Consider the following 21,969-nt stretch of genomic DNA (forward strand, 5'->3'; position numbering starts at 1 on the left):
GCAGATATGGCAGAAGAGCGAGTTGGCGTTTACGTTTGCAACTGTGGAACGAATATCGGCAAGATTGTCGATGTGGCAGCGGTGGCCGCGTCGGCTGAGACGATTCCGGGCGTTGCCATCGCCCGCTCCTACAAGTACATGTGCTCAAACCCGGGACAGGAGATGATCCTGCAGGACATACAGGAGCACAAGCTTACGCGCGTCGTTGTGGCATCCTGCAGTCCACGTATGCACGAGGCTACTTTCCGCGGGGCGATCAAGCGCGCGGGTCTCAATCCCTACATGCTCGAGATGGCAAACATTCGCGAGCAGTGCAGTTGGATTCACGACGACACGGTAGCCGCAACGGAAAAGGCCAAGGCGCTGGTTCATGCGGCGATCAGGCGAGTGAAATTCAATGAGCCATTGGAGAGCCGTTCGGCTCCGATGTGCGCCTCTACCCTGGTGCTTGGCGGTGGAGTCACGGGACTGACGGCAGCGCTGGAGTTGGCCGACGCCGGACAGCAGGTCTACCTGGTCGAGAAGCAATCGCAGCTTGGCGGCAATGTTGCGCGGCTGGACGTCACCGCGCCGTACCTCGACTCGGCACAGGACATTCTGCGCGTGTGGATTTCGCGGGTCGAACGCCATCCGTTCATTCGCCTTTTCCTGAACTCAGAGTTGATCGAGCTGAAGGGTTTCAACGGCAACTTCAAGCCTCGGGTGAGGACCGAAGACGGAGAAGAGCTCGAACTCGATGCTGGGTCCATTCTCGTCTGCACCGGATACAAGGAGTTTGACGCATCGCCGATCGAGCAGTATGGGTACGGACGACTTCCCGACGTGATCACTTCATTTGAACTCGAGGCTATGCTGCGCGAGGGCAAGCTGGAAACGAAGTCGGGCAAGACGCCTCGATTCGTTTCGATCATTCATTGCGTGGGATCGCGCAGCGAGAAGTACCACCGCTACTGCTCACGCGTTTGCTGTACGACGGCACTGAAGTACGCGTTTGAGATCAAGTCGGCTCTCCCCGATGCGCGCGTTGCGAATCTCTACACGGATATCGAGACGTTCGGGAAAGGGTGCGAGGATTTCTATCGCAAAGCCTCCGAGGCGAGAACTTCGTTTGTGATGTTTGCCAAGGGGGAACTGCCCACGATTCGTCAGGCGACACCGCAGGATGGATGCAACATGCTCATCACGCTGAAAGAACAGCTCTCCGGCGAAGAGATCGAGATGCCGACAGACCTGGTGGTGCTGATGGTGAGCATGGAACCTCGCGAAAATGCAACCGACGTTGCGCGGCTCGTGAATATCAGTTGCGACAGGGAGGGATGGTTCATTGAAAGCCATCCTAAGCTCGACCCCGTGGCGACGACTACGGATGGTGTGTATATCGCGGGAGCCTGCCAGTTCCCCAGGGATATTCCGGAGTCGATCACGCAGGGACGCGCCGCCGTAGCACGCATTCTGGCGAAGGTGGCGCAAGGTAAGATTGCGGTCGATGCGGTGTATTCGGAGGTGCAGGACAAGATCTGCGCCGGGTGCCGCGCCTGCAACTCGCTGTGCCCGTATGGCGCAATTGAGTTCAACGAAGACAAGCACGTGAGCCACATCATCAGCGCCGTCTGCAAAGCGTGCGGATGTTGCGCGGCAGCATGTCCGGCAGGGGCCATCAAGGTTCGCCACTTCACAGACGAACAGATCTATGCCCAGATTGAAGGCGTGCTGGAAGAGATGCAGTAGGATTCGAGGGGAGAGGCGGCGAAGAACGCGCCTCTCCTAACCCGACGTGACAATCAGATATTCCTCAAACGCCAGCCCCACGATACGAACCTGCTGAGGCTGAACCTCAAGCAAGTTGACCTTTGGGACCGAGTCGGACGGAGCCGCGAATGCGGCAATGACACGGTCAACCGGAATGGCCCCTTGCACGACGGCAACCTTTGCCATGGGACCATCCACCTCAGCCGGGCGCGAAACGCGATCGGTCCAGCCGCTAACTACTCTCAAGCCGTGCGATTGCAGAAAACTCAGGATGTTGCTTGCGACTTCGAAGCCGGCGCGCTCATCTTCGTCGGGAAGCAATCCCAGCCAGCTTGTGCCCAGCCTGTAGGTGAATCCCCATAGCGGCATCCCCTCGAGATCGATGGCCGGGAACAACGATCTTCCACCAAAACTGGGCACTGGGCGCAAGGAGTGCCGCGCTGGATCGGTCCAGGCACGAATGGGAAGCCAGACAGACTCGACGGCTTCACGAGGATCAAGACGCGTGGGTAACTGGTCCGGCACGCGAAAGACATAGGGAGCTACGAGAACGAATGGTCCGGTGCGCCGCCGGGCGATCACATGCGGCAGGGCGGATTCCATGTGCTCTCGTTCGAGGCGGAGTCCGCACTCTTCTTCGAGTTCGCGCAGTGCGGTGTGGAGAAGGTCCGGGTCTTCGGGATCGCGGCGGCCGCCAGGAAAGGACCAGTGTCCGGACCAGGAATCTTCCTTCCGCTCCGAGCGGCGGATGAGCAGAACGGAATCACTCGGGCCCTGAGCCCTGACAATCGCTACGGCAGCAATCGGTTCAGATAACGCCATGAATAATTGATTCGATGCACGATCAGTTTGCACGTTTCCACATCAGGTCGTCGTTGTCCTCGAGAACCGAGACGTTCTTCACCAGCCGGACGCGGACGGTGTCATCGACAACCTCAACGACGGGATGCATTTTCGCAGAACACACATCACAGAGCCAAATATACGACGTTTTTCGCTTTGCAGTGCCCAGCCTGCTCCCGATGTCTACATCGAGACGAAACAGTTTTCCAGTCTGACGAGAGAGATTCGTACAAAATTTGTTCGCACATTTGGATGCCATAGCACGCCCCTCGCCTTGGCGTTCCAATGTAGCCGAGTGCGAAGCTGCGTGTCTGCTCCATTTGACCTTTCCTCGCGTGAGTTCCCTCACATCTGAGTTCAGCCTGTCGAACAACGTTAAAGTTCCTGCGCCAACGTCCGATGTGCAAAGAGAAGTGACTGCGCGATATCCGTGCACGCCGGAGACCGTTTGACGATGAAGCTTTCTGGTCTTCGTTGACGCACACTGCCGCGCACAGGTCGGAGTGGTGGCGATGGACGAGTTTATTCAAGAGTTTCTGGTAGAGGGCGGTGAGCTTCTCGACCAACTGGATCGGGATTTCATTGAATTCGAGAAAAATCCCGACTCGAAAGAGCTGATCGCAAGAATCTTTCGCGCGGTTCACACGCTGAAGGGCACCGGCGGAACGGTAGGACTGAAGAAACTCGAGTCCGTGAATCACGTAGGAGAAAGTATTCTCTCTCGCGTTCGCGAGGGCAAACTCGCGATGACCGAGGCGATCACTTCGGCGCTGTTGAGCATGATCGACGTCGATCGCCAGTTGCTGGCGTCAGTCGAGAAATCGGGAGAAGAAAGCGCTGTGGGGATGGATGAGGTGATCGAGTCACTGAAGAACATCCTGAATGCTGAGACCAATGATGCTTCGATTGCAACGGCAAGCACGTCGACGGCAGCTCTCGCGACTACGCCTGACCTATTGGGAAAGATTCTGATCGAACAACATGCGGTCAACTCCAGCGCAGTCGCCGCGGCTGTGAACCTTCAGCAGGAAGGCGACTCGAGAATGATTGGGCAGATCCTTATCGATAGCGGGACTGCGCAGAACAGGGCTGTGCAGGATGCATTGCAGACACAGTCGGAAATGCGCGAAGACAACGCCAGCAGCAACATAAGGGTTGACGTGAATCTGCTGGACAAGGTGATGAACCTTGTAGGTGAACTGGTGCTCGCGCGCAACCAGATTCTGCAGTTCACAGCGAGCCAGAAAGATCCGGCATTTCTGAACACGGCACAGCGCCTGAACCTGATCACAACCGAATTGCAGGAAGGCGTGATGAAGACGCGGATGCAGCCAATTGGAAACGTTTGGAACAAGTTTCCGCGAATCGTGCGCGACCTCGCGAACTCGACGAACAAATCAGTCCGCTTGGAGATGGAAGGAAGCCAGACGGAACTCGACAAGACAATCATCGAGGCAATCAAAGACCCGCTCACGCACATCGTTCGCAACTCGATCGATCACGGCATTGAAACACCGGCGGATCGCGGACGAGCAGGAAAATCACGTCAGGGATTGCTCTTCCTGCGAGCGTTTCACGAAGGTGGTCAGGTCAACATCGAAATCTCCGATGACGGTGCAGGACTGAATCTCGCGGCCATCAAGGCCAAGGCGGTTGAGCGCGGCGTTGTGCCGGTGCAAGAGATTGTGAAGATGTCGGATCGCGAGATTGCGAACCTCATTTTTATGCCGGGTTTTTCCACGGCGAAGCAGGTGACCAACATCTCGGGACGCGGCGTGGGTATGGATGTGGTGCGAACCAACATCGAGAAGATCGGTGGAACGGTCGATGTCTCAAGCGTGCAAGGGCGCGGCACGACGCTGAAGATCAAGATTCCGCTCACGCTGGCAATTATCCCCGCACTGATTGTTACGACTGGCGACGAGCGCTTCGCGATCCCGCAGGTGAATCTGGTGGAACTGGTGCGACTCGAAGGCAACGCCCTGGAATCGGGCATTGAAACGATACAGGACGCGGCGGTGTATCGCCTGCGCGGGACTCTGCTGCCGCTGATTCACTTGAAACGAGAACTGAAGCTCGGGGCCGACCAGGAGAGAAAGGATGACAGCGCTCTGAACATTGTCGTTCTGCAGGCTGATAACCGCCAGTTTGGGCTGGTGGTGGATGGCATCAACGACACGGAAGAAATTGTGGTGAAGCCTCTGTCGAAGCTGCTTCGGAGCGTGGCTTGTTTTGCAGGCGCAACGATCATGGGAGATGGGAAGGTCGCACTGATTCTTGACATCCTGGGACTGGCGCAGCGAGCTTCGCTGGCAAAGGATTCTGCGTCGCGGCACAGCGACAACGCCGAAGAGAAAACCGGTGCGAGAGCGCAGCAACAGGATTCGTGGCTGCTCTTCAGAGTGGGCGAAAGAGGCAAGCTGGCGCTGCCGCTCTCGATGGTTTCGCGTCTGGAGGAGATTTCACCCAGCCTGATCGAGTACTCGGGAACACGCGAGGTGATTCAGTATCGAGGCGAGATCATGCCGCTTATCAGCGTCGCGGACGCGTTGCGCATTCCGAAGGTCCCGCATACAGAGGCTCCGTTGCAGGTGGTGGTGCACTCGGCGAATGGAGAGAGTGTCGGTCTGGTGGTGGACGAGATTCTCGACATCGTCGATCAGGAAGTCTCGATCACGAGAGAGTCGAGGGATCAACACCTGCTGGGGTCGGCGGTCATTCAGCAACACGTGACAGATCTGCTCAATGTGCCAGAGGTGCTTGCTTCATTGACGCATGACGGGAGTATCGCATGATTGGAAGCCATCAACAGTTCTGCACCTTCTTCATCGATGACCTCATGTTCGGAGTGGAGGTTGAGACCGTACAGGAGGTGATCCGACACCTGGAAATGACGTGCGTTCCACTCGCTCCGGATGTAGTCGCGGGATTGATCAATTTGCGCGGGCAGATTGTGACCGCGGTTGACCTGCGACGCCGGTTCAAGTTGGCTGAACGGACCGGCGGAGATTTGCCTATGAATGTGGTGGTGCGCACCGCCGATGGAGCAGTGAGTTTGTTGGTCGATGAAATCGGCGACGTTGTCGAGGTGAGTAGTGACGCTTTCGAATCAACTCCAGAAACCCTATCGCCGGTGAATCGAGAGCTGATTCGTGGCGTTTACAAACTGAAGGACGAGTTGCTTCTGGTGCTTAATACCCAGAACGCAATTGATATTGGAGCGCTAACCGGCGCAGAGATCCACTAAACAGAAATCAAAAGACTGAGAGGATGCGAGGCATGGCAGCGAAAGGATTAACGGGTAAACGGCAAGCCAGCGGAACTTCAAGGGCGACGAGCAGCACTCGCCACGTCGCCTTTGAATTTGAACGAACCATGAAAAAGGCACGCTATATCGACGATGTCCCAGTGCCAATCGTGGTGATGGATTGCGATCACAATGTCGAGTACATCAACGCCGCTGCCGCGCAGATGGCGAAGACTACGCCGGAGTTCTGCATTGGGCTTAAACTCTACGACTTGTTTCAGAACGACGCATGTCGCAATGGTACGTGTTTCACGGTTCGCGCCATACGCGAACGTCGCGCTGTAGGCGGCGAAGCCGTTTGTTCGGTACAGGGCGAGCAAATCCCGATTCGCACATCCGTATCTCCGATCTTCGGAGAGGACGACAGTGTCGTTGGCGTGTTGCAGGTGATTGAAGACAACACGCAGCACTCGCGACTGCTGGAGGAATTGTCGCGCCTGACACGTGCCGCGCGTGAAGGAGACATGACCCAGCGCGGCGATGCAGGTCAGTTTGAGGGCCGGTCGCGCGACATTGTGACTGAAGTGAACCAGATGCTTGAAGCATTTGCCGACAAGCTGAACTGGTACAAGTCCATCATTGATGCAGTGCCACTCCCCATCCACGTGCTTGACACGGATATGAAGTGGGTCTTCCTGAATAGAGCGTTTGAGAAGCTGATGGTGGAGAACGAGATTGTCAACAATCGCGGCGACGCCATGGGAAAACCGTGCTGCAGTGCCGATGCAAATATCTGCAACACGCCGAACTGCGGCGTCGTGCAACTACAGAAGGGTGTCGGCGAGAGCTACTTCGACTGGCATGGCTCGCATTGCAAGCAGGAAACATCGAAGCTTTTCAACACCAAGGGCGAGCACGTCGGTTACGTCGAAGTGGTGCAGGATCTTACGTCGGTGGTGAGAGCGAAGAACTATACGCTCGTCGAAGTGGACAGGCTGGAAAAGAACCTGACGAAACTTGCGGAAGGCGATTTCAACCTCGATCTAAGCACCGAGGCGGCAGACAAGTTCTGCGAGGACGCTAGTGAGCAGTTCAGCAGAATCAACGAGATCCTGTCGCGGGCAAAACAGTCGCTCGAATTAGTGGCTTCCGATACGCAGTCGCTGACGAATGCGGCCTCGGAAGGACACCTCTCAACCCGCGTAGATGCAGCGAAACACCAGGGACAGTTCCGGGGAATCATCGAAAGCGTAAACAGCGCATTTAACGCCATCGCACGCCCGCTGGGCTTGTGTGTGGAGCATCTCGACAAGCTAAGCCGAGGAATCAATGGCGAGCAGATCACTCGCCCCTATAAGGGCGATCTTCAGGCCCTGCGCGACGGATTCAACCGACTGTTTAAGACGATCGATGAGCTCGTTGCGGATTCGAGCATGCTGGTGGAAGCAGCCCTGAAGGGAGATCTGTCAACGCGAGCAGACGCGGGCCGTCACCAGGGAGATTTCCGCAAAATAGTGGGAGGAATGAACTCGACTCTCGATGCGGTGGTTGGACCGATGCAGGATGTGAGCGATGTTCTTACGAAGCTTGCCGGGGGCGATTTCACGACCAACATCAGCAAGCAATATAACGGAGATTACGAGCGGCTGGTAAGCACGGTGAACACGGTGTCACAAAGCGTACGCTCGGCCCTTGAACAGATTGGGCACAACGTCTCGGCCCTGGCTGACGCGTCGGAGCAACTGAAGAGCGTGAGCGAGTCGATGGGCGCCAATGCGGATGAAACTGCGACGCAGGCGGGAGTGGTTTCGGCTGCGGCCGAGCAGGTGAGCAACAATGTTCAAACTGTTGCGACCGGCGCGGAGGAAATGAGTGCAAGCATCAAGGAGATCGCCAAGAACACAGCAGAAGCAACACGCGTTGCAAACTCCGCGGTGCGTACGGCAGAGGGAACCAACGTAACGATCTCAAAGCTGGGACAGAGCAGCGCGGAGATTGGGCAGGTGATCAAGGTGATCACTTCCATCGCACAGCAAACGAATCTGCTGGCACTGAATGCAACGATCGAGGCCGCGCGTGCCGGCGAGGCGGGCAAAGGGTTTGCCGTGGTAGCAAACGAAGTGAAAGAACTTGCGAAGGAAACGGCCAAGGCGACGGAAGACATCAGCCGAAAGATCGAAGCCATACAAGGCGACACGAACGGCGCGGTGTCGGCAATCAGCCAGATCAGCCAAGTGATTGGGCAGATCAGCGACATCCAGACAACGATTGCCAGTGCCATTGAAGAACAGAGTGCGACGACGAACGAGATCGGGCGCACCCTGGCGGAAGCTTCCAAGGGCAGCGCCGAGATCAGCAAGAACATAGGCGGTGTGGCCGAGGCGGCTCGCGCAACGACGGCGGGCGCGAGTAACACGTCGAAGGCTGCACATGATCTGGAGAAGATGGCTACCGACCTGCAAGCGCTCGTTTCACAGTTCCGCTACTAACAAGCGATGAGCACGGTCGTGGAAAGTGGCTCCTCTGCGGCTGTGCTCTCCAACCACTGCAAAAGGACAGAGTATGCACGCGCTGGTCGTGGACGATTCCTCAACGATGAGGAAACTTCTTAAATCCATTCTGCTCAGCTTGAACTTCGAGGTGATGGAGGCGAGCAATGGGGTGGATGCTCTCGCCCGTCTTGAACATGAGCGGTTTGAACTGGCATTGCTCGACTGGAACATGCCACAGATGACCGGCCTTGAACTGCTGGCCAGGGTGAAGACCGACCACGAGTTGGCGGGGATGAAAATCATGATGGTCACCACTGAGTCCGAGCAGGAACAGATCAGCCGCGCACTGGAGGCTGGAGCCGATGAGTACGTCATGAAGCCGTTCACTCGCGACGCAATCGCCGAAAAACTGCAGATGCTCGGATTTGCCGCATGAAATGCCGAGTGCTGATTGTGGATGATTCGGTTGTGATGCGGCGCATTATCCGGCAGTCGCTGGAATGCGATCCTGAAATCGAAATTGCGGGAGTCGCCGCCAATGGCAAGATCGCGCTGGCAATGGTTGAGCAGAACACGGTGGATGCCATCACGCTCGACATCGAAATGCCGGAGATGGACGGGTTGCAGACCGTTCGCGAATTGCGGGCACGCGGAATCCGCACACCGGTAATCATGTTCAGCACGTTGACGGAGCGCGGAGCGCTCGCAACACTGGATGCACTCGCTGCAGGAGCAGATGATTATGTGACGAAGCCTGCGAATCTGGGAAGCGTGCAGGACAGCATGTTGCGTGTTCGGCTTGAGGTAATTCCGAAGATTAAAGCTCTATGCTGGAAGCCTTCTTATCGCCCTCAGCTTCAGCCGAGTGCGGCAGCCGCGAAGGAACGCGAGAATCGAGTAGTCCTGCAAGCAGGTGGAATCGCATCGGAGCAGCATTCGCGAGTCGAGGTGGTGGCAATCGGAACATCAACGGGCGGACCGAATGCACTGGCCGAAGTTATCTCGAAACTTCCGGGAGACCTTCCTGTTCCGGTGGTGATTGTGCAACACATGCCGCCAACGTTTACTCGATTTCTCGCCGAACGACTGACGGCAGCATCGTCGCTGCGCGTGCAGGAAGGCAGGCAGGGAGCGTTGCTGGAAGCAGGAGAAGTTTGGATTGCGCCCGGCGACTTCCACATGAATTTACGGCGCGAGGAGCACGACGTGCGACTTGGAATCCTGCAATCAAAACCGGAGAACTCGTGCCGGCCCGCGGTGGATGTGCTGTTCCGTTCAGTCGCAGAGGTTTTCAAGGGAAACACGCTCGCAGTGATTATGACGGGCATGGGACAGGATGGACTGCGCGGCTGCGAACACGTAAAACAAGCAGGCGGACAGATCATAGTTCAGGATGAAGCCACGTCGGTGGTGTGGGGAATGCCGGGGTTTGTGGCGAAGGCCGGATTGGCCGACCGCATACTCCCTCTATCGCAAATCGCAGACGAAATCGTAAGAAGAGTAAATCAGGGGCGCCGGGGGCGGACACAGTCTTCTGCCGCGAGCGCCAGCAACGTGCCGGAAAGCTCAGTGCGCGGTGAGTATGGGAATTGAATCTCAGGAATTCGAATACCTGCGAAACTTTCTGGCGCAGCACTCCGCCATGGTGCTCGACGAAGGCAAAGGATATCTCGCTGAGTCGCGATTGACGCCGCTGGCATATCGCGAGGGTATGAGTTCTGCCCAGGATCTTGTGTCCTGGATGCGGAGGACCGCGTTCTCGGGACTGCATCGCAAGGTTCTCGATGCGATGATGAATAACGAGACATGGTTCTTCCGCGATCATCTTCCATTCGAAGCATTGCGGCAGGTGATTATTCCCGACCTGATGCAGGCGCGCGCCTCTTCACGCCGACTTAGCTTCTGGAGTGCAGCTTCATCGAGTGGACAGGAAGCTTACAGCATCGCAATGCTGATTGCAGATCAGTTCGGCGGGCTGCCGGGTTGGAACATTTCGATTGTGGGCACAGACTTATCTACGACGATTCTGGAGCGTGCAAGGGCTGGAAGGTACAGCCAGCTTGAGGTGAATCGTGGCCTCCCGGCGAAGTATCTCGCGAAGTACTTTACGCGCGAAGGTTCGGATTGGGTTTTATCACCGGCCATTCGGAAGATGGTTGAGTTTCGACAACTGAACCTGACAGAGGCTTGGCAGTTCCTGCCGAAATTCGATACGGTCTTCTTCCGCAATGTGATGATTTATTTCGAACTGGAAACAAAACGCGAGCTATTGAATCGGCTGGTGCACACGATGCAACCAGACGGGTATCTGCTGCTCGGCGCGGCGGAGACCACTTATGGGCTCAGCCAATCCTTCATTCGTACCGCGTGGGACAAGACCGCGTTTTATCGATTGAAGATGTAAAAGTTCGTTGTCGAAACGGCGCGAATGGTTCGCTCCACTTCTCGCGGTACAAGCTGGTTACTTTCCACTGGTAACCAGCAACTTTCCTTCTGCTGTTACCCTGCTGACCCGAGTAACACTCCGACGATTTTGAATCGAGTACTACGCAGATCGTTTTAAGCATCTTCAGCTACTCTGAATTCATCATAATGCTTGTAGCACAAGTGCGGATTGGCGCCCCTCCCCTTCCTTTGCGCCCTGTATAGCTACGAAGGTCCGCGTTTTTATTGAATGTTCACGTTGTCCGATGGGATAGCCCATCGCCGCTCAGGAGGGCTGTATGAAATATGTTGCGACAATTCTCATCGTTCTGATCTGCATCGGCGCGATCTCTTGTGGTGGAGGCGCTGCTAAAACAGCTTCCACCCCCTCGCAGAACGCCACTGTATCCAGCATCACCGTTGGTGCCAGTTCTTTGTCCGTCGTGGCAGGACAAACTGTGCAACTGACCGCGGTTGCCACTTATAACGACAACACCACGAAGGACGTAACGGCGAGCGCAACGTGGAAGACGTCGGACAGCACGGTCGCCACGGTCAGCGCCTCTGGTCTGTTAACGACGCTGAAACCCGGCCAGATCACCGCCACTGCGACGTTCGGCAATATGTCAGGAAGCTCGAAGACGATCGCCGTCACAGCGGCCACGCTCGCTTCCATCACTATCTCTCCGAGTTCCGCTTCCCTCTCTATAGGACAGACCAAACAGTTGAAGGCCACCGGCACATACAGCGATGGCTCCACGAAGGACCTCTCAAGCACGGTGACTTGGTCCTCGAGCAGCTCGAGTGTTGCATCGGTGAGTTCTTCGGGACTCGTTACCGGCGTAGCCGCAGGAACGGCAAACATCAGTGCCGCATCCGCGGGCGTTAATGCCTCGGCGGCATTCATCGTAACCTCGACGCCAGCTCCGGCGCTCTCCTCGCTGCTGGTCACGCCAGCATCCTCCTCCATTGCCGCGGGCGCGACGAAGCAGTTGCAGGCGATCGGAACCTTCTCGGATGGTTCGACGAAAGACCTGAGCGGCACAGTTACCTGGAGTTCCAATGCACAGAGCGTTGCCACGGTAAGCGCCGCAGGCTTGGTATCGGCTGTCGCTGCCGGAAACGCCACGATCACGGCCGTCTCTGGCTCGCTCAGCGCAACTGCCGCGATTACCGTAACCTCGTCCTCACCGACGCTTGCTTCGCTGGCGATTGTGCCGGCCTCCGCGACACTCGCCATCGGCGAAACGAAGCAACTGAAAGCTACCGGCACATACAGCGATGGCAGCACGCAGGACGTGACGGCATCGGTTTCCTGGACTTCCAACAATCAGACGACGGCAACGGTTGACGCAGTAGGAGTAGTCACCGCGGCCGCAGCAGGACAGGCAACTATCACAGCCACGTCGGGCACAATCACAGCGACGGCAAGCATCACGGTCGCAAGTGCGGTCCCGAATTTGACCACGATCATCGTTACCCCGGCAACCGCATCGATCGCAACCGGTCAGACGCAGCAATTCTCGGCTAACGGCATCTACTCCGATGGCAGCGCCGTGGATATCACGAACGTCGTCGCTTGGGGATCGGATGTGCCGGGTGTCGCCAGCGTCAACGCTACGGGATTGGCAAGCGGCGTCAGCGCCGGAACAGCCAATGTCACTGCTACCTCTGGAAGCGTGGTGGGCACCGCCGCACTGGTGGTAACGCCCGCTGTGCTGCAGACGATCGACATCTCGCCGGACGATCAATCGGTTCCGGTCGGTGGCCAGGTTCAGTACATGGTGACCGGCACGTTCAGCGATCAGTCCACGCAGAACCTGACGAATGTGGTCTTCAGTTCGTCCGATCCGACTATCGCGACGATCGATCCCGCAACGGGCATCGCAACCGGTGTTCTGTCCAGCTCGACTGCGATCACGATTACCGCTTCGGTGGGCAACATCACTAACAGCACAACTCTGAAGGTGCTTCCGCCAACGCTGCAGGAACTGAGCCTTGCGCCAGTCACGCTTGCAGTGGGAACCACGCAACAGCTAGTGCTTACGGGTGTGTTCAGCGATGGCAGCACGGAACAGCTTACGGCGGGAGTGACCTGGAGTTCTTCGGACACTTCGATCGCCAGCGTTGACCTTAGCGGCTTCGTGAAGGCGAATGCTGCGGGTCAAGCCACAGTGACCGCTGCTTACAACGGGAAGGCGGCTTCGACTACGGTGACGGTAATGGCTCCGACGCAGGTCTCGGTCACTCCGGGCTCGGCAAATATCGGAATCAACGGCACGCAGCAGTTCACTGCGACCGCGGTCTTCCCTGACGGCAGCACGCAGGACGTGACGGCGCAGGCTGAATGGGTCTCCTCCAAGGCGACAGTTGCCCTGATCAGCAACACCGGCCTGGCAAACGCACTGAGCATGGGAACGACGGACATCAGCGCGACTTTCCAGGGCGTTACCGGGGCGGCGAGCCTAACGGTGACCTCGGCGAAACTGGTCTCCATCACAGTGTTGCCGAATAACCCCATCGCTCCGACACATGCGAAGATTCAGTTCACTGCGGTCGGTGTGTTCAGCGATAACACGACGCTTCCGTTGGCGGGCGTTTACTGGCGCAGCTCTTCGGCCAGCCGCGCCAATATCACCGGGTACGGACTGTCGCGAACCAAGAAGTCTGGAACGGTGGTGATCTCGGCGACGCTGAACGGAATCACCGGCAAATCGACGATAACGGTTACTTCATCCGCGTTAGTCTCGGTCACTGTGACACCGGATGCTGTCAAGATTGCAGCCGGAACGGCCCAGCAGTTCACGCTGATCGGGACGTTTGCGGATGGAACGCAGGTTGATGTTTCGAAGTCGGCCTATTGGCAGACCTCGGATTACCACGATGCAGTCATCTCGGGTTCTGGCGTGGCTACGGGCGTCGCTCCTGGACAGGTGACGATCACGGGAAGCTTCCACGAGTTGACGGACACGACGCCGTTGACGATTTCGAATGCGACAATCGTAAGCGTCGGAGTGTCTCCAGCGTCCGCATCGATCCCGTTGGGCTACTCGCAGCAATTCGCCGCTGCGGGGACGTTCAGTGATGGGTCAACGCAGGACATCACTTCAGTGTCGCAATGGAGCTCTTCGAATCCGGGCGTCGCGGTGGTAAACGCAACAGGCCTGGCGACCAGCGCCGGACGCGGAACAACCAACATCAAGGCCAGCTTCAAATCAGCGAGCGGAACAGGCTCACTGACGGTAAACTAACCTCCTGAGTAACTCGGCCCTCCCGGTGGGAGGGCCTTTTCTATTGCTCGCTGACTGTCGATGAGATTACCTGGAAGAAAGGGGTGTTGAGTCGTCACCGATTACGGTGGCCCATTTTCGAACACGCCAGGATTTTACGAGACCATTTCTGACGTATGGATCGGATTTTGCGAAGGCTTCGGCAACGGCGGGGCTGTCTCCTTTGAATACCAGAATCGCTGTGTCTGCAGGATCGACGAGCGCGCCACCGAGAACCAGTTCGCCTCGCGCATTTGCCTCCCGAGCTAATTTCAAATGAGCTTCGCGAAACTCCGCTCGTCGTTGAACATAGTCATCGACTACATCGTAGAAAAGAATGTGATGCATGGCGAGATCTCCCCCTGGGATCTCTGCCATTTTACCGCTGGAAAAACACCTAGCCCTGACAGGTTAATGCGTTGAGGATTTGCGTAACCCGGCTGGCTACTTTCGGGAAGTCCACTCCGCCACCGTGGATGGTGGGTCCTTCGCCGCGCATGTCGCGGACCTGGAATTCAAACTCACTCTCACGTGTACGCACGATGCCTACGTAGTCCCCTTTGTACAACCGAAAACCATCAATCTCAGCCTGCAGCAACGCATCCATATCGGGCTCCTCGCTCAGTGCCAGGCAAAACGGCGCTCTGAGCCAACGTCCAGGAGATAGGCACGAGGCCTGCCAACTCAAGCAGCAGCGGCACGCCCCAGCCACACAGCTAAGGGTAGTGTTTGCCGCGTGTCCCGCAGCCTTGCCTTAAGCACCTCCCGTTGCGCAGCTTGCGCGAGGAAGATTTACATTCCCCTCTATGTCAAATGGTGTGTGGAAGGGGCAGACAACAGCTCTGAATCGCGGATCAACTCTCGTGAATCTAAATTGGATAGAATAGAAGCATACTGGCCGGTGGTGTCGCCGTTGCGCGACAGTTCTCACCGACGTTGATCTGGATTTCCGCAATGACGAGTGTTCCTCTAAATGTAGCGTCGCTCATCAGCTCGATCGTGGGCGCAGTTGTAGTGATGATCTGGCGTGTTCGCGAATCGCGCACCGCAGTTTCGGCAAGGAAGATCATCATTCCTCCCCTGGGAATGGCGACGGGCTTCATGATGTTCGTTGTGCCTGCGTTCCGTGTGCCATGGAGCTGGGCCGGAGTAGCGTTCCTGGGCGGAGCGATTGGCTTGGCGTATCCGCTGCTGCGCACGTCACGGCTTGTTCGTGAAGGCGACACGGTTATGGCTCAGCGTTCGAATGCATTCTTCGCTGTGGTCATCGTTCTGGCCGGAATTCGCGTTGCCGCGCGCGGGTATCTGGACACGGTGCTTACGGTTCAGCAGACCGCCGCGCTGTTCTTCATTCTTGCGTTCGGAATGATTCTCCGCTGGCGAACGCAGATGTTCTTGCAATATCGCGCGCTCATGAGCGAGCCGCACCTTTCCTAGACAGGCCTCAGAACTGTTCGACTACCGCCGCACTCCACGTGCGGCGTTGTTGTTTCAAACCCGAACACGGTGAGCCTCGGGCAGGACGATTACGCTGGATCAAAGCTGGCTAAAGCGCTTTAATAGGTTTGTACAATCTGCTCAGGCCAAGACAGGAACGGTCCTTGGCCTTCAGGACAAACATGAAGCGCCTAGCACTGCTGTTGTTATTCGTAGCATCATGGGCTGCAGCAGAAACGCAGCCTGCAAACCTGGTCGCAAATATCCCAAACCGCACAACCATAAGCCTGAATGGCGCATGGCGCACAATCGTCGATCCGTATGACACGGGCGAAGGCGGGCAGTTCTATAAGAACGCCAAGCCTAAAGATAATCGCAGCCTGGTGGAGTATGAGTTCGACGCTTCTCCGTTGCTGAACGTGCCCGGAGACTGGAACTCCCAACGCGAAAGTCTCTTCTTCTACGAAGGCACGGTCTGGTACAAGAAGTCATTCCTCTATAAGACGCGCGAACATGTGCGCACATTTCTCTACTTCGGAGCAGCGGCAACTCGCGCCAAGGTTTATCTCAATGGAGAAAAGTTGGGACAGCACGAAGGAGGCTATACACCCTTCAACTTCGAAGTGACGGGCAAGATCAAGGATGGCGACAATTTCGTCGTCGTCGAACTGAATAATCAGCGTCGCAAAGACGCGATTCCCGCCACAAACACGGACTGGTGGAACTATGGCGGGTTGACCCGCGACGTAACGCTCGTCGAAGTTCCTGAGCAATTTGTTCAAAACTACTTTGTGCAACTGGCAAAGGGATCGACGAACGAGGTTGCAGGCTGGGTGCAACTCAACGGCGCTACGAGCCCACAGCAGGTGACTATCGCGATTCCAGAGGCTCAGATCAAGCGCGTGGTGACAACGGACGCGAAGGGCCACGCTGAGTTTCGTTTCCCGGCAAAGCTCGCGCTGTGGTCGCCGGAGAATCCGAAGCTGTATGAAGTCGCGATCTCGTCGGGTAAGGATGAGGTGCATGACCAGATTGGGTTCCGCACGATTGAGACGCGCGGGAGCAAGATTTATCTAAACGGCAAGCCTATTTTTCTGCGTGGGATCTCGATGCATGAAGAGGCTCCGTATCGCGGAGGACGTGCATTCTCGTCAGAGGATGACAGAACGCTTCTAGGGTGGGTAAAGGAACTTGGATGCAACTACGTTCGCTTGGCGCATTATCCACACAACGAGGCGATGACGCGGATGGCAGATCGATTGGGCCTTCTGGTCTGGTCGGAGATTCCGGTGTACTGGGATACGGCGTGGACGAACCCGACGACACTGGACGATGCGCGGGGACAGTTGCGCGACAACATTACGCGAGATCACAACCGTGCTTCGGTGGCGTTCTGGTCCATTGCAAATGAAACGCCGATCAACACGGAGCGGACAGAGTTTCTGAGGAATCTTGCTTCGTATGCAAGATCGCTGGATGGCACTCGCCTGATCACGGCGGCACTGAATCGAACTTCGCACCCGGAGCCCGGGACGCGTGTATTGGAGGACCCGATTGGGCAGGACCTGGATGTGCTCGGCATCAATGAGTATCTGGGCTGGTATGAAGGACGCTTGGAAGACACGGACAAAATCGTATGGAAGAATGCTTACGATAAGCCGCTGCTGATCAGCGAATTTGGAGCAGAAGCGCCAGCGGGGCTTCATGGGGATCAGGACAGCATTTGGACGGAAGAGTTTCAGGCGAACTTCTACGAGCACCACATTGCAATGGTCTCGAAGATTGACTCGCTGGCAGGAATGTCACCCTGGGTGTTGATGGATTTCCGTTCGCCACGCAGGCTGCTTCCGGCGGTGCAGGATTATCGCAATCGCAAGGGGCTTGTTTCGGACAGAGGCGAACATAAAAAGGCGTTCTACACGCTGCAGGAGTTCTACAAGAAGAAAGCGGCGGATACAGCGAACTAAGAAGGTCTCGCCGAGCCCAGATCCAGTGCAACAAGGACAAGGGCTCGGCGAAGTTGTCTCTACTGAAGAGAAGCCATGTCGATGACGAAGCGATATTTCACATCGCTGCGAATCATGCGCTCGTAAGCCTCATTGATTTTATCGATCGAGATCATCTCGATATCCGCGACAATGTTGTTCTTCCCGCAGAAATCAAGCATCTCCTGTGTTTCCGGAATGCCGCCAATGAGCGAACCGGCAAAGTTGCGGCGTTTGAAAATCAACTGGAAAACGGCAACAGGCAAGGGCTGGGGCGGTGCTCCAACCTGCACCAGCGTGCCTTCGCGGCGCAACAGATTCAGGTACTCATTGATGTCGTGCGGTGCGGAGACGGCATCGAGGATGAAATGGAAGCTGTTCGCCGCCTTGGCCATCTGGTCTTTATCTTTGGAAATGATGACCTCATGGGCGCCAAGGCGCTTGCCATCCTCTACCTTGCTGGGCGAGGTCGTGAAGAGCGTAACGTGCGCGCCCATCGCGCGCGCGAACTTCACACCCATGTGGCCGAGGCCTCCGAGACCGACGATCCCGACTTTCTGCCCGGGGCCAACGTTCCAGTGGCATAGCGGCGAGTAGGTCGTGATGCCTGCGCAGAGCAACGGCGCAACGGCTTTGAGATCGAGATTCTCAGGCACGCGCAATACGAAGTCCTGATCGACTACGACGGTCTTGGAGTATCCGCCAAAGGTGTGGCCGCCGGTCTGCTTTTCTGGACTGTTGTAGGTGAGGATCATACCGTTCTCGCAATACTGCTCGAGTCCGGCCTTGCAGCTGTCGCAGATGCGGCAGGAGTCAACGAGGCATCCGACGCCGACGAGGTCGCCCTCTTTGTGTTTTTTGACTTTGGAGCCTACAGCCGAAACGCGTCCTACGATCTCGTGTCCCGGCACGCACGGATAAATGGTGCCGCCCCACTCATCGCGAGCGGTATGAATATCAGAATGGCAAACTCCGCAATAGAGAATTTCTATCTGTACGTCGGTGGGACCGGGGTCGCGGCGTTCAAAGGAAAACGGCGCCAGCGGCGTAGTTGGGGACTGTGCTGCATAACCTTTCGTCTTGAGCACTGGAGATCTCCTTGCAGTTGTGTTGGATAAAAGATTGGATGTAGCCGCTGACGTGAGGGTGCAAACGCGAGGGAATCGAACCTTCTCAGGGTGAACTCAGTCTCAGGAATTCTCCAGCACCGACGCAAGAGCGCGCATGTTCTTCACTACGACTTGCCGCGCATCCACTTCAAGCAGGCCCTCGGCCTGCAGGCGCGTCAGATTGCGGGAAACGAGTTCGCGAACAGTGCCAAGCTGGTTGGCTAACTCCTGATGACTGACCGGCAACTGGAACTCAACTCCACGCGCTGTCTGCTTGCCTTCGGTCTGGGCCAACCTGACGAGCATTGAAATAAGACGCTCGCGAATGGTGGTGAACGAAAGCTCTTCGATGATGCCGACCAGACGCCGCAACCTGGCTCCGACTTGAGCCAGCACCTTGAGCGCAACCTCGGGATGCTCCATGCAGTAGGCCTGGAAGTCACGACGCGAGATGAAGGCGATCTCCGCGTCTTCGACGGCGATGGCCGACGCAGGATAGGGGCCTCCATCGAAAACAGGCAGCTCGGCAATGGTGCCGCCGGGACCATCGATGGAGAGCACCTGTTCCCTTCCACTCGCGGACGTTTTGAAAATGCGAACCTTGCCGAGAGCAATGATGTGGAGTCCCTTGCAGGGCTCTCCCTCGGAAAACAAGAGCTCGCCCTTCTCGAACGTCTTCCTCACGGTGCGAACGGAGAGGTGGTCGAGCTCTGAATCAGAAAGGTTCGAGAGTAACGCTGATTTCTTGAGGACAGCCGCCAAACTAATCCGGTCCGTTTTCATCAGCAGAATTCTATCAGGCGCGGTTGCGTGAAACGGACGGTACTCCCGTTCAATTCTGGTGGACATTCCTGCTTTGGTTCACCAGCGTGCCGGTCTGGCGGATGGCAACTCGCCGGTTGTCGGTTGGCTCAAAAAACTTATGGTACAGCGCAGCTTTTGGAGTGGATTCGCGACGGGAGCAGCCGTTTCCCTGGCTGGTTTCTGGGCATATGGGCTGATGGGACGCGGTGGGGACAGCCGCATCATCCGCTTGGAAAAGAGTGTTCAGATCGGCCGCCCCGTGCACGATGTCTTTGATGCATGGAGTGATCTGAGCCGCATTCCCCAATTCACTGACATTATCCAAAGAGTGAGCGTGTCTGGCAATCGCTCGACGTGGAGTGCCGTGGTCGGTGGCCGAAATTTGGAATGGGAGGCGGAACTGACTCAGGTTGTCCCCAAGCAAGTGTTGGGATGGAAGACTGTTGGCGGAACACAGCTCACAGGCCGCGTGGTGTTTTCGCCTGTCGCGGACGACACGGTCATGCATGTGCAGATGAACTATGTGCCACCCTCCCGCGCACTGCGGCCTTTGTTCTCTCCTGTGACTGGACAGTTGGAAGGTTATATCGAACAAGTTCTCCGGGATTTCAAAGCCCACCTAGAGGGCTCGCGTGCCGGACATGTATCCAGAGAAGAAGAGCGGCGTGCCACCGGGACGTACGGCCCCGAACTCGCTTCTCCCAAGCAGAACGTGGAGTTTGGGCCTCCTGATACACCGGTCGAGTACACACGTCCGACCGAACCCACGTTCATGAACAAACGTCAGAACAAGTAGGACCGGACCCCCTTTTCGCAGGCAGGTGGTTTTTTCGTCCACGAACACTGGCTTCAGCGTGATCCCATACACATCTCCCGAGGACAACATGGCAAAGAGTGCTGCACAGGTCATCATTGAAACTCTGATCGAATCCGGAGTGAAACGAATCTATGGCATACCGGGTGACTCGCTGAACGGGATCACCGAGGCGATCCGTAGTTCGGGAAAGATCGAGTGGGTGCACGTGCGGCACGAAGAGGAAGCTGCGTTTGCCGCCGGAGCTGAAGCGCACATCACCGGGAAGCTAGCGGTGTGCGCTGGTAGCTGCGGACCGGGAAATATGCACCTCATTAATGGTCTCTACGACTGCCATCGGAGCCGTGTTCCGGTGCTCGCGCTCGCCGCACAGATTCCGAGTGATGAGTTGGGCAGCGGATATTTTCAGGAGACTCGTCCACAGCAGATATTTCGCGACTGCAGCCACTATGCGGAGATGGTGGGCTCGGCGAACCAGGTTCCTCGATTGCTGGGAATTGCCATGCGCAGCGCGGTTGCACAGCGCGGCGTATCGGTGCTGATCGCTCCGGGCGACGTGCTGCTGGGAGAATGTTCAGAGCCGATGCACCCGATCGCCATCAGCGGGACAGCGCCGTGTTCGCACCCAGAACAGGCTGACGTAGAACGGGCAGCGGAGATGCTGAACCGCGCAGCTAGGGTCACGATTCTTGCTGGGATCGGCTGCGCCGGAGCGCACAGCGAGCTGATCTCGCTCGCGGGGCATCTGCAGGCTCCTATTGTGCACGCGATGCGCGGAAAAGAAGTGGTCGAGTACGACAATCCTTATGATGTAGGGATGACGGGACTACTGGGGTTTTCGTCGGGCTACTACGCGATGATGAATTGCGACACGCTGCTGATGCTGGGAACTGATTTTCCGTATCAGCAGTTCTTCCCGCAGCACGCAAAGGTTCTGCAGGTCGATGTGAGGGGAGAACAGATTGGCCGGCGCACGCGAGTGGACCTGGGCCTGGTTGGCGACGTGAAACACACGATTGAAGCTCTGATGCCGATGCTGGAAAAGAAACGGGACTCGGCTCACTTGAGCACTTCGGTGGACCACTATGGTCGCGCGCGCAAACAGCTAGATTCGCTTGCGGTGGCGGAGAACGACCGTGTGCCGCTGCATCCGCAGTACGTGGCGAAGATGATTGATCAGCTCGCTGATGATGACGCGATTTTCACTTGCGATGTGGGGACGCCAACGATTTGGGCAGCGCGCTATCTGCACATGAATGGTAAGCGCAGGCTAGTTGGATCTTTTACGCATGGCTCGATGGCGAACGCACTGCCGCAAGCAGCGGGCGCGCAGGCGGTGGACAGGAAGAGACAGGTGATTGCGCTGGCAGGAGATGGCGGCGTGGCCATGTTGCTGGGAGGACTGCTGACGCTGCACCAAATGAAGCTTCCGGCGAAAATCGTGGTGTTCAACAATGCCTCACTGGCTTTCGTGGAAATGGAAATGAAAGCAGTGGGCCTGCTGGACTTCGGAACGGAACTGCGCAATCCGAACTTTGCGAAGATTGCGGAGGCGGCGGGAATACTGGGCGTGAGGATAGAGAACTCCAAGGATCTCGAGGGGGGATTGCGTGAGGCGCTGAAGCACGACGGACCAGCCGTGGTGGATGTGCTGGTACACAGGCAGGAGCTGTCGATGCCTCCACACATCAACATGTCACAGATGGCGGGCTTTGCGATGTATCTGGCAAAGGCCGTGCTGAATGGACGCGGCGACGAGATCATCGATTTAGCGAATACGGAGCTGTTCCGGTAGC

The 21,969-nt window shown here is 56.9% G+C and carries 17 protein-coding genes; 12 read left to right on the forward strand and 5 right to left on the reverse strand.

The genetic code is table 11. From position 1 onward, the window contains the following. Positions 1-6 precede the first annotated feature (6 nt). Entirely contained in the window at positions 7-1,728 is a 1,722-nt protein-coding gene (locus AC6IY8_RS12840) for a CoB--CoM heterodisulfide reductase iron-sulfur subunit A family protein (RefSeq protein ID WP_497774901.1), read from the forward strand. 36 nt (positions 1,729-1,764) lie between these two features. Here AC6IY8_RS12840 and AC6IY8_RS12845 read toward each other — a convergent pair whose 3' ends face one another. Continuing rightward, positions 1,765-2,571 (reverse strand): NUDIX hydrolase, encoded by an 807-nt coding sequence (locus tag AC6IY8_RS12845; protein WP_497774903.1) that lies wholly within the window; start codon positions 2,569-2,571, stop codon positions 1,765-1,767. A gap of 533 nt (positions 2,572-3,104) precedes the next feature. Between AC6IY8_RS12845 and AC6IY8_RS12850 the strand changes: the two genes are divergently transcribed. The 7 genes from AC6IY8_RS12850 to AC6IY8_RS12880 all read left to right on the forward strand — a co-directional run bounded on the left by AC6IY8_RS12850 (position 3,105) and on the right by AC6IY8_RS12880 (position 14,006). Then, on the forward strand, positions 3,105-5,387 hold the full coding sequence (locus tag AC6IY8_RS12850; protein WP_497774904.1) for a chemotaxis protein CheW: 2,283 nt from the start codon (positions 3,105-3,107) through the stop codon (positions 5,385-5,387). After that, positions 5,384-5,839 (forward strand): chemotaxis protein CheW, encoded by a 456-nt coding sequence (locus AC6IY8_RS12855; RefSeq protein ID WP_497774905.1) that lies wholly within the window; start codon positions 5,384-5,386, stop codon positions 5,837-5,839. Before AC6IY8_RS12850 ends, AC6IY8_RS12855 begins: the two co-directional genes overlap by 4 nt. A 32-nt stretch (positions 5,840-5,871) precedes the next feature. Further along, complete coding sequence (locus AC6IY8_RS12860) at positions 5,872-8,328, forward strand: methyl-accepting chemotaxis protein (RefSeq protein WP_497774906.1); 2,457 nt, start codon at positions 5,872-5,874, stop codon at positions 8,326-8,328. A gap of 73 nt (positions 8,329-8,401) precedes the next feature. After that, complete coding sequence (locus AC6IY8_RS12865; protein WP_497774907.1) at positions 8,402-8,767, forward strand: response regulator; 366 nt, start codon at positions 8,402-8,404, stop codon at positions 8,765-8,767. Then, entirely contained in the window at positions 8,764-9,924 is a 1,161-nt protein-coding gene (locus AC6IY8_RS12870; protein WP_497774909.1) for a protein-glutamate methylesterase/protein-glutamine glutaminase, read from the forward strand. The genes AC6IY8_RS12865 and AC6IY8_RS12870 overlap by 4 nt, the downstream gene beginning before the upstream one ends. After that, positions 9,914-10,735 (forward strand): CheR family methyltransferase, encoded by an 822-nt coding sequence (locus tag AC6IY8_RS12875; RefSeq protein ID WP_497774910.1) that lies wholly within the window; start codon positions 9,914-9,916, stop codon positions 10,733-10,735. The genes AC6IY8_RS12870 and AC6IY8_RS12875 overlap by 11 nt, the downstream gene beginning before the upstream one ends. A 319-nt stretch (positions 10,736-11,054) precedes the next feature. After that, the gene (locus AC6IY8_RS12880) at positions 11,055-14,006 is read left to right on the forward strand and encodes a beta strand repeat-containing protein (RefSeq protein ID WP_497774911.1); all 2,952 of its coding nucleotides are present in this window, start codon (positions 11,055-11,057) and stop codon (positions 14,004-14,006) included. A 66-nt stretch (positions 14,007-14,072) separates the two neighbouring features. Here AC6IY8_RS12880 and AC6IY8_RS12885 read toward each other — a convergent pair whose 3' ends face one another. Further along, positions 14,073-14,372 carry a YciI-like protein gene (locus AC6IY8_RS12885; protein ID WP_497774913.1) on the reverse strand — a complete coding sequence of 100 codons (300 nt, stop codon included), beginning with the start codon at positions 14,370-14,372 and terminating at the stop codon, positions 14,073-14,075. A 49-nt stretch (positions 14,373-14,421) separates the two neighbouring features. Further along, positions 14,422-14,631 carry a hypothetical protein gene (locus AC6IY8_RS12890; RefSeq protein WP_497774914.1) on the reverse strand — a complete coding sequence of 70 codons (210 nt, stop codon included), beginning with the start codon at positions 14,629-14,631 and terminating at the stop codon, positions 14,422-14,424. Between the two features lie 347 nt (positions 14,632-14,978). Between AC6IY8_RS12890 and AC6IY8_RS12895 the strand changes: the two genes are divergently transcribed. Next, positions 14,979-15,461 carry a CcdC family protein gene (locus tag AC6IY8_RS12895; protein ID WP_497774915.1) on the forward strand — a complete coding sequence of 161 codons (483 nt, stop codon included), beginning with the start codon at positions 14,979-14,981 and terminating at the stop codon, positions 15,459-15,461. A gap of 182 nt (positions 15,462-15,643) precedes the next feature. Further along, on the forward strand, positions 15,644-17,428 hold the full coding sequence (locus tag AC6IY8_RS12900; RefSeq protein WP_497774917.1) for a glycoside hydrolase family 2 protein: 1,785 nt from the start codon (positions 15,644-15,646) through the stop codon (positions 17,426-17,428). Between the two features lie 59 nt (positions 17,429-17,487). Here AC6IY8_RS12900 and AC6IY8_RS12905 read toward each other — a convergent pair whose 3' ends face one another. Together AC6IY8_RS12905 and AC6IY8_RS12910 are read right to left on the reverse strand one after the other, a co-directional pair. Further along, positions 17,488-18,534, reverse strand: coding sequence for an NAD(P)-dependent alcohol dehydrogenase (locus AC6IY8_RS12905; protein ID WP_497774918.1), 1,047 nt, complete (start codon positions 18,532-18,534; stop codon positions 17,488-17,490). 102 nt (positions 18,535-18,636) lie between these two features. Continuing rightward, complete coding sequence (locus tag AC6IY8_RS12910; RefSeq protein ID WP_497774919.1) at positions 18,637-19,404, reverse strand: Crp/Fnr family transcriptional regulator; 768 nt, start codon at positions 19,402-19,404, stop codon at positions 18,637-18,639. A gap of 7 nt (positions 19,405-19,411) precedes the next feature. On the opposite strand from AC6IY8_RS12910, the gene AC6IY8_RS12915 reads away from it, so the two are divergent. Further along, a complete protein-coding gene (locus AC6IY8_RS12915) occupies positions 19,412-20,155 on the forward strand; it encodes an SRPBCC family protein (RefSeq protein WP_497774921.1) in 744 nt (247 codons plus the stop codon). Between the two features lie 88 nt (positions 20,156-20,243). Then, a complete protein-coding gene (gene poxB / locus AC6IY8_RS12920; RefSeq protein WP_497774923.1) occupies positions 20,244-21,968 on the forward strand; it encodes a ubiquinone-dependent pyruvate dehydrogenase in 1,725 nt (574 codons plus the stop codon). Position 21,969: the final 1 nt, after the last annotated feature.

It is taken from the genome of Koromonas soli (assembly GCF_059726265.1).

Excerpts from the sequence above, each read along its gene's own strand:
- AC6IY8_RS12840 (WP_497774901.1), top strand. The coding sequence starts at position 7 with ATGGCAGAAGAGCGAGTTGGCGTTTACGTTTGCAACTGTGGAACGAAT.
- AC6IY8_RS12855 (WP_497774905.1), top strand. The coding sequence starts at position 5,384 with ATGATTGGAAGCCATCAACAGTTCTGCACCTTCTTCATCGATGACCTC.
- AC6IY8_RS12865 (WP_497774907.1), top strand. The coding sequence starts at position 8,402 with ATGCACGCGCTGGTCGTGGACGATTCCTCAACGATGAGGAAACTTCTT.
- AC6IY8_RS12910 (WP_497774919.1), bottom strand. The coding sequence starts at position 19,404 with ATGTCCACCAGAATTGAACGGGAGTACCGTCCGTTTCACGCAACCGCG.
- AC6IY8_RS12885 (WP_497774913.1), bottom strand. The coding sequence starts at position 14,372 with ATGCATCACATTCTTTTCTACGATGTAGTCGATGACTATGTTCAACGA.
- AC6IY8_RS12875 (WP_497774910.1), top strand. The coding sequence starts at position 9,914 with ATGGGAATTGAATCTCAGGAATTCGAATACCTGCGAAACTTTCTGGCG.
- AC6IY8_RS12845 (WP_497774903.1), bottom strand. The coding sequence starts at position 2,571 with ATGGCGTTATCTGAACCGATTGCTGCCGTAGCGATTGTCAGGGCTCAG.
- AC6IY8_RS12895 (WP_497774915.1), top strand. The coding sequence starts at position 14,979 with ATGACGAGTGTTCCTCTAAATGTAGCGTCGCTCATCAGCTCGATCGTG.
- AC6IY8_RS12890 (WP_497774914.1), bottom strand. The coding sequence starts at position 14,631 with ATGGATGCGTTGCTGCAGGCTGAGATTGATGGTTTTCGGTTGTACAAA.
- AC6IY8_RS12880 (WP_497774911.1), top strand. The coding sequence starts at position 11,055 with ATGAAATATGTTGCGACAATTCTCATCGTTCTGATCTGCATCGGCGCG.
- AC6IY8_RS12900 (WP_497774917.1), top strand. The coding sequence starts at position 15,644 with ATGAAGCGCCTAGCACTGCTGTTGTTATTCGTAGCATCATGGGCTGCA.
- AC6IY8_RS12850 (WP_497774904.1), top strand. The coding sequence starts at position 3,105 with ATGGACGAGTTTATTCAAGAGTTTCTGGTAGAGGGCGGTGAGCTTCTC.
- poxB (WP_497774923.1), top strand. The coding sequence starts at position 20,244 with ATGGCAAAGAGTGCTGCACAGGTCATCATTGAAACTCTGATCGAATCC.
- AC6IY8_RS12860 (WP_497774906.1), top strand. The coding sequence starts at position 5,872 with ATGGCAGCGAAAGGATTAACGGGTAAACGGCAAGCCAGCGGAACTTCA.
- AC6IY8_RS12870 (WP_497774909.1), top strand. The coding sequence starts at position 8,764 with ATGAAATGCCGAGTGCTGATTGTGGATGATTCGGTTGTGATGCGGCGC.